The organism is Deltaproteobacteria bacterium, from assembly GCA_016930875.1.
GTDB lineage: Bacteria > Desulfobacterota > Desulfobacteria > Desulfobacterales.
Window position 1 is genome coordinate 1 of the sequence record JAFGFW010000097.1, and the last position, 5,656, is coordinate 5,656.

Consider the following 5,656-nt stretch of genomic DNA (forward strand, 5'->3'; position numbering starts at 1 on the left):
AATGTATTTTTTGTCATTCCGGCCCGTCGAGAGCCTCAGGGTCGAACGACGAAAGCCGGAATCCAGTCCGCCGGAGGCGGATCAGGTAGTTGGAACTAATATGGACTCCGGTTTTCACCGGAGTGACGACTTTTTACGAGATCATCAAATTTAGAAGCTAATCACGTCTCTTCCTAAGGCGCATGCCGCAAAACACGAAAGGCTGTAATGTTCTCAAGGCGCAAGCCGCAAAGCACAAAAAAGAAAAATAGCCAGAATTTCGTGTCTTCGTGCTTTCGTGATAGTCTTCTTGTTTTTGGTTCCGGTTTATTCGGGTTAGGAGGTTTATATGGATACAGCCTTGTTGAACATTGGTTTTGGAAACACTGTGGTTACCGGCCGTATCATCGCTATCGTTACGCCTGGCTCTGCACCCATGAAGCGTCTTAAGGAAGATGCAAAAGAGGAAAAACGCTTGATTGATGCCACACATGGCCGGCGCACCCGTTCGATCATCGTTACAGATAGCAACCACGTAATCCTTTCGGGTATTCAGGCAGAAACGATTTCTCAGCGTTTTGAGGCCGGCTTTGAATTCAAGGAGGAGAAGAAAAAGGCCGCAGAGCCGAAGTGAACTGCGTCTCGGTGTCTAAGAGATAATGGAGAAAATGATCGCCGCAGAGCACGCAGAGTTTGACTATGTTTTTGTTTTCCGTTGAGAGGACGGAAAACAAAAAACAAACTGCTTGAGAATACCGCTTGAAATATGCCCCCAGGTTTTGGAATTATCGCCTCTCACGACAGTTCCAAAAGACAGACTTATTTGCGAACTTTGCGTCTCTGCGGTGTAAGATTACGTAATAGGATGGCCAAAAAAGGACGTTTATTCATTATTTCCGGGCCTTCCGGGGCCGGAAAATCGACTGTCATAAAAGCGATCTTAGAAAAGAAACGAGATCTCCGATATTCCATATCTTGTACTACCCGTCCTCCTCGCGGCAACGAACAAGATGGTGTGGACTACTACTTCATCACCAAAGCCGCCTTTGAAAAGAAAATCGATGGTGGGCAATTGGCTGAATGGGCAGAAGTGCACGGCCACCTGTATGGAACTTCAGCCACATACATTGAGGAGACGTTAGACGATGGGCAGGACGTGTTGCTGGATATTGACGTTGAGGGGGCAAAGAAACTGTTTGTCAAGTATCCTGAAGCTGTTTCAATCTTCATAGCGCCGCCAACTATGAAAAAACTCGAAGAACGCCTGGCTGAACGTGACACGGATTCGCCTAAGGCAGTGGAGCGGCGTTTGAAAAACGCAGAGGCGGAGATGGCCCAGGTCCATCGTTACGACTATATCCTTGTAAATGAGGAACTGGTCCAAACTGTTTCAAGGTTAGAGGCGATTATCGGAAAAGCATGTTTCAATGGATGATCTTCTTTATGGAATCCACCCTCTTTGTGAGGCGTTTGCGGCCGGGCGGCGGGAGATTAGGAATCTCTATGTATCTAAGCGCCGCGGAATTAAAGGCATCAAGACCATCCTGGAACGGGCTCGGATCAAGGGGATACCTGTCCAGCACAAGCCACCGGACTTTTTTCAATCCCGCTTCGGCGACTTAGTGCACCAGGGAGTTGCGGCACAGGTTGGGGACTTACCTTTGACAAATGAGAATGCAATTCTCAAAAAGGCTGAAAGGGATGCCGCACTACCCCTGATTCTAACCCTTGATGGCATTGTGGACCCGCAAAACCTTGGCTCTATTGTCAGGACCGCTTTGTCCATGGGGGTCCATGGTATCATCCTTTCCAAGGCCCGTTCTGCCCCTTTGTCTCCTACGGTTTCAAAGGCGTCTGCCGGTGCTATGGAACATATGTTGTTCTCACGTGTTCCAAATCTGGTCAGCGCCTTACAACGGCTGAAGAAAGCAGGGCTTTGGGTCGTAGGCGCCCATGCCGCCTCAAAACAACCAGTGGACCAGTTTGATTTCAATGTCGGTTTGGTCCTTGTCATTGGAGGGGAAGGCAAGGGGATACGTCCCCTGGTTCGGAAGACATGTGACTGTTTGGTGGCTATTCCCCAAGAGACGGAGGTGGACTCTCTTAACGCTGCAGTGGCCGGGGCTATTGTTATGTACGAGGTTAGGAGGCAGAGGAGAAGTGGGGGAAATGCCTAAAATAACCTATTAGGCATTTTAGTTCATTTTAGACAATTTAGGCATTTCTTATATGGACACATATCCCAAGACATACGACGTGATCGTGGTGGGAGCGGGCCATGCGGGGTGTGAGGCTGCTCTGGCTTCGGCCCGTTTGGGACACCCGACCCTTGTCCTTACTATTAACGTGGACCACATCGGAGAGATGTCATGCAATCCGGCCGTTGGAGGTTTAGCCAAGGGACACCTGGTTCGCGAGATCGATGCGCTGGGAGGGGAGATAGCCAAGAATACCGACGCCACAGGTATCCAGTTTCGTCGCTTAAATACGAAGAAGGGGCCGGCGGTACAGTCATCCAGGGCCCAGGCGGACAAAGAAGAGTACCGCCTCAGCATGAAGCGTGTTTTGGAAAAACAGGAAAACCTGGATGTAAAACAGGGGTTAGTTGATGCCCTGATCGTAGATGACGGCACGGTTAAAGGGATCATAACCAGTATACAGGAAAAGTTTCTTGGCAAGGCCGTTATTTTGACTACAGGCACATTCCTGAAAGGCTTGGTCCACATTGGACTGAAGCACTTTCCCGCAGGACGTATGGGAGACCCAGCCTCAAACAAGCTTTCCGATCATTTAAAGGCATTGGGCTTAAGGGTGGGCCGTTTAAAGACAGGGACTACGCCTCGTCTGGATGGCCGGACCATCGATTTCTCAAGGTTCACCCCCCAGTATGGAGATGACCCGCCAGTGCCCTTTTCGTTTGAGACAGAGTCGCTTACTCGTGATCAGGTCCCGTGCCATATCACGTATACAAACAAGAAAACCCACAAGATCATCAAGACAGGTCTTGATCGTTCCCCCCTCTTCACAGGGGTCATAAGAGGGACCGGGGCTCGCTATTGTCCATCCATTGAGGATAAGATCGTGCGCTTTCCGGAAAAACCGAGGCACCAGGTCTTTCTTGAGCCCATGGGGCTTGGAACTGCCGAGATCTATCCGAACGGCCTTCCTACAAGCCTACCGGTGGACATACAGCTCAAGATGCTTCGGTCTATTGAAGGTCTGGAACATGTGGAGATCGTTCGGCCAGGATATGCCATCGAATATGACTATATTGATCCGGTGCAGCTCAAGCCGAACCTGGAATGTAAGACCATTCGAGGCTTGTTCCTGGCTGGTCAGATCAACGGAACGTCGGGTTACGAGGAGGCCGCAGGTCAGGGGATAATGGCCGGGATCAATGGCGTGCGCTACGTGATCGGGGAGCCTCCTGTCATCTTGGGACGGGATCAGGCCTATATCGGTGTGATGATCGATGACCTGGTAACAAAAGGAACCCAGGACCCCTATCGAATCTTTACTTCAAGGGCCGAGTATCGCTTGCTCCTGCGGGAGGACAACGCGGACTTGCGACTTAGGGAGCTGGGACATGAGATCGGCCTCGTGTCTGACGAGCTTTACGAGAAGTTTGAGCAGAAGCGCGATGCTATTGAAAGACTCCTGGCTCTACTCTCGGACGTACGTCTGAACCCTAAGCCAGAAGTAAATCGAACTCTGGAAGGGCTGGGCCTTGGCCAAATAAATCAACCTGCCAGGTTGACTGATCTACTGAAAAGACCAGGGATTGAGCTTAAGGTCCTTGCCAATTTTGACGGGCGTATCCTTTCTTTTGACAGGGAAGTCACTGAACAGGCTAGTATCCTGATAAAATATGATGGATATATTAAACGCCAGATGGAACAGGTTGAGCGTTCCAAGCACCGGGAGGACACAAAGATTCCGGATGATTTTGATTATCAGGCCATTCCCGGGCTTTCAAATGAAGTAAAGGAGAAGCTTGCCAGGATTCGGCCAATCTCTCTCGGCCAGGCATCAAGGGTATCCGGCATTACTCCGGCTGCAATATCTATAATACAGGTCTATCTTAAGAGGTTGGCCGGTTTAGCCAGTTAGGCCGGTTGACCGGTTACGTTCGTTGAGAGGCGTATTTGCCACCTTTGCAAAGATTGAAACACTCCCCTGACTTGATAATATGGAAAGGCCTTTTCCCCAGCGACAAAACCGCGTCACATAAAACCGCCAGGCGATTTTGCGACTTGAAAATTCACCCTTCGTTAAGCACTTTCACGGGCTTAACGGGCTCAACCGATCATAGGGAAGAGAGATGATGGACAGTCAAAAAAAACACCATACTGAAACACGTCAGATCACCACAAGCGCAGACGGCACTCTTGTGGTTCCAGATAGGCCTGTCATTCCATTTATTGAAGGAGATGGCATAGGCCCGGACATCTGGGCTGCTTGCAGTCGAGTTCTGGACCGTGCCGTTGATGCAGCATACGGTGATCAGCGCAAGATCACGTGGCTGAAGGTCATGGCAGGGGGAAAGGCATACGGCGAGACAGGCGAATCACTTCCTGAGGAGGCTCTGCAGGTCATTAAGGATCATGTAGTAGCTATCAAGGGGCCATTGACGACACCCGTGGGCAAGGGGATGCGCAGTGTCAATGTGGCGTTGCGACAAAGGCTGGACCTGTATGCCTGTATTCGGCCCATACGGTACATTAAAGGCGTCCCCACGCCGATGAGGCACCCTGAAAGGGTCAACATGGTGGTGTTTAGGGAAAACACAGAAGACGTCTATGCCGGGATTGAATGGGAGGCCGAAAGCCGTGAGGCCGAGGCGGTGATTTCCTTTCTTAAAGATAGTATGGGAATAGCTATTGAAAAGGGCTCGGCTATCGGGGTTAAGCCCATGAGTCGGAGGGCTTCAAGGCGACTTGTGGCAATGGCCATACAGTATGCCTTAGATCATGATCTTGCCAGTGTCACGTTGGTACATAAGGGTAATATCATGAAATATACGGAAGGAGCTTTCATGAGGTGGGGCTACGAGGCGGCAAGTGAGATTTTTGGGGACCGCATCGTTTTTGAGTCAGATGGCGAGCTGGAGAACGACGCTCAAGCGCAATCGTCCAAGGTAGTGATCAAAGACAGGATCGCGGATATGATGTTTCAGCAAGTGCTCCTTCGGCCAGAGTCCTACCATGTGATCGCAACTCCCAATCTGAACGGCGACTATCTCTCTGATGCCCTGGCCGCCCAGGTCGGAGGCCTTGGTATGGCGCCCGGGGCCAATATCGGCGATACGTGCGCGGTCTTTGAGGCCACTCACGGGACAGCGCCCAAATATGCAGGCAAGGACAAGGCAAATCCTGTATCGCTGATACTTTCCGGGGTGATGATGCTGGAGCGCCTGGGGTGGACAGAGGCAGCTTCGGCCATTGAGCAGGCCATACAGAAAAGCATTTGCGATGGTATTGTGACCTACGACCTCGCCCGCCAGATGCCAGGCAGCCGTGAAGTCAGATGCTCTCAATTCGCAGATGCAGTCATAGAACGGTTGCGTTGTGTGTGAGTGCTAAGGGCTTTCGTAACCGTTCACGGTTACAAAAAAATGAACATCGAACATCGAACGTCCAATCGCTCGACCTTGAGGCTCTCGACAGGCATCGAATGT

The 5,656-nt window shown here is 50.8% G+C and carries 5 protein-coding genes; all 5 read left to right on the forward strand.

All coding sequences use genetic code 11. The annotated features are described in order from the left end of the window. Window positions 1-328 precede the first annotated feature (328 nt). The 5 genes from JW883_09230 (at window position 329) to icd (ending at window position 5,554) form a co-directional block, all read left to right on the forward strand. On the forward strand, window positions 329-613 hold the full coding sequence (locus JW883_09230) for a DUF370 domain-containing protein (protein MBN1842444.1): 285 nt from the start codon (window positions 329-331) through the stop codon (window positions 611-613). A 231-nt stretch (window positions 614-844) separates the two neighbouring features. Then, complete coding sequence (gene gmk, locus JW883_09235; protein ID MBN1842445.1) at window positions 845-1,414, forward strand: guanylate kinase; 570 nt, start codon at window positions 845-847, stop codon at window positions 1,412-1,414. Next, entirely contained in the window at window positions 1,407-2,156 is a 750-nt protein-coding gene (rlmB, locus tag JW883_09240; GenBank protein ID MBN1842446.1) for a 23S rRNA (guanosine(2251)-2'-O)-methyltransferase RlmB, read from the forward strand. Before gmk ends, rlmB begins: the two co-directional genes overlap by 8 nt. Before the next feature lie 43 nt (window positions 2,157-2,199). Next, window positions 2,200-4,089 carry a tRNA uridine-5-carboxymethylaminomethyl(34) synthesis enzyme MnmG gene (gene mnmG / locus JW883_09245; protein ID MBN1842447.1) on the forward strand — a complete coding sequence of 630 codons (1,890 nt, stop codon included), beginning with the start codon at window positions 2,200-2,202 and terminating at the stop codon, window positions 4,087-4,089. Between the two features lie 214 nt (window positions 4,090-4,303). Next, window positions 4,304-5,554, forward strand: a complete 1,251-nt coding sequence (gene icd, locus JW883_09250) for an isocitrate dehydrogenase (NADP(+)) (protein ID MBN1842448.1) — start codon at window positions 4,304-4,306, stop codon at window positions 5,552-5,554. Window positions 5,555-5,656: the final 102 nt, after the last annotated feature.

Coding starts and splice junctions, on each gene's coding strand:
- JW883_09230 (MBN1842444.1), top strand. CDS start 329: ATGGATACAGCCTTGTTGAACATTGGTTTTGGAAACACTGTGGTTACC.
- gmk (MBN1842445.1), top strand. CDS start 845: ATGGCCAAAAAAGGACGTTTATTCATTATTTCCGGGCCTTCCGGGGCC.
- rlmB (MBN1842446.1), top strand. CDS start 1,407: ATGGATGATCTTCTTTATGGAATCCACCCTCTTTGTGAGGCGTTTGCG.
- icd (MBN1842448.1), top strand. CDS start 4,304: ATGGACAGTCAAAAAAAACACCATACTGAAACACGTCAGATCACCACA.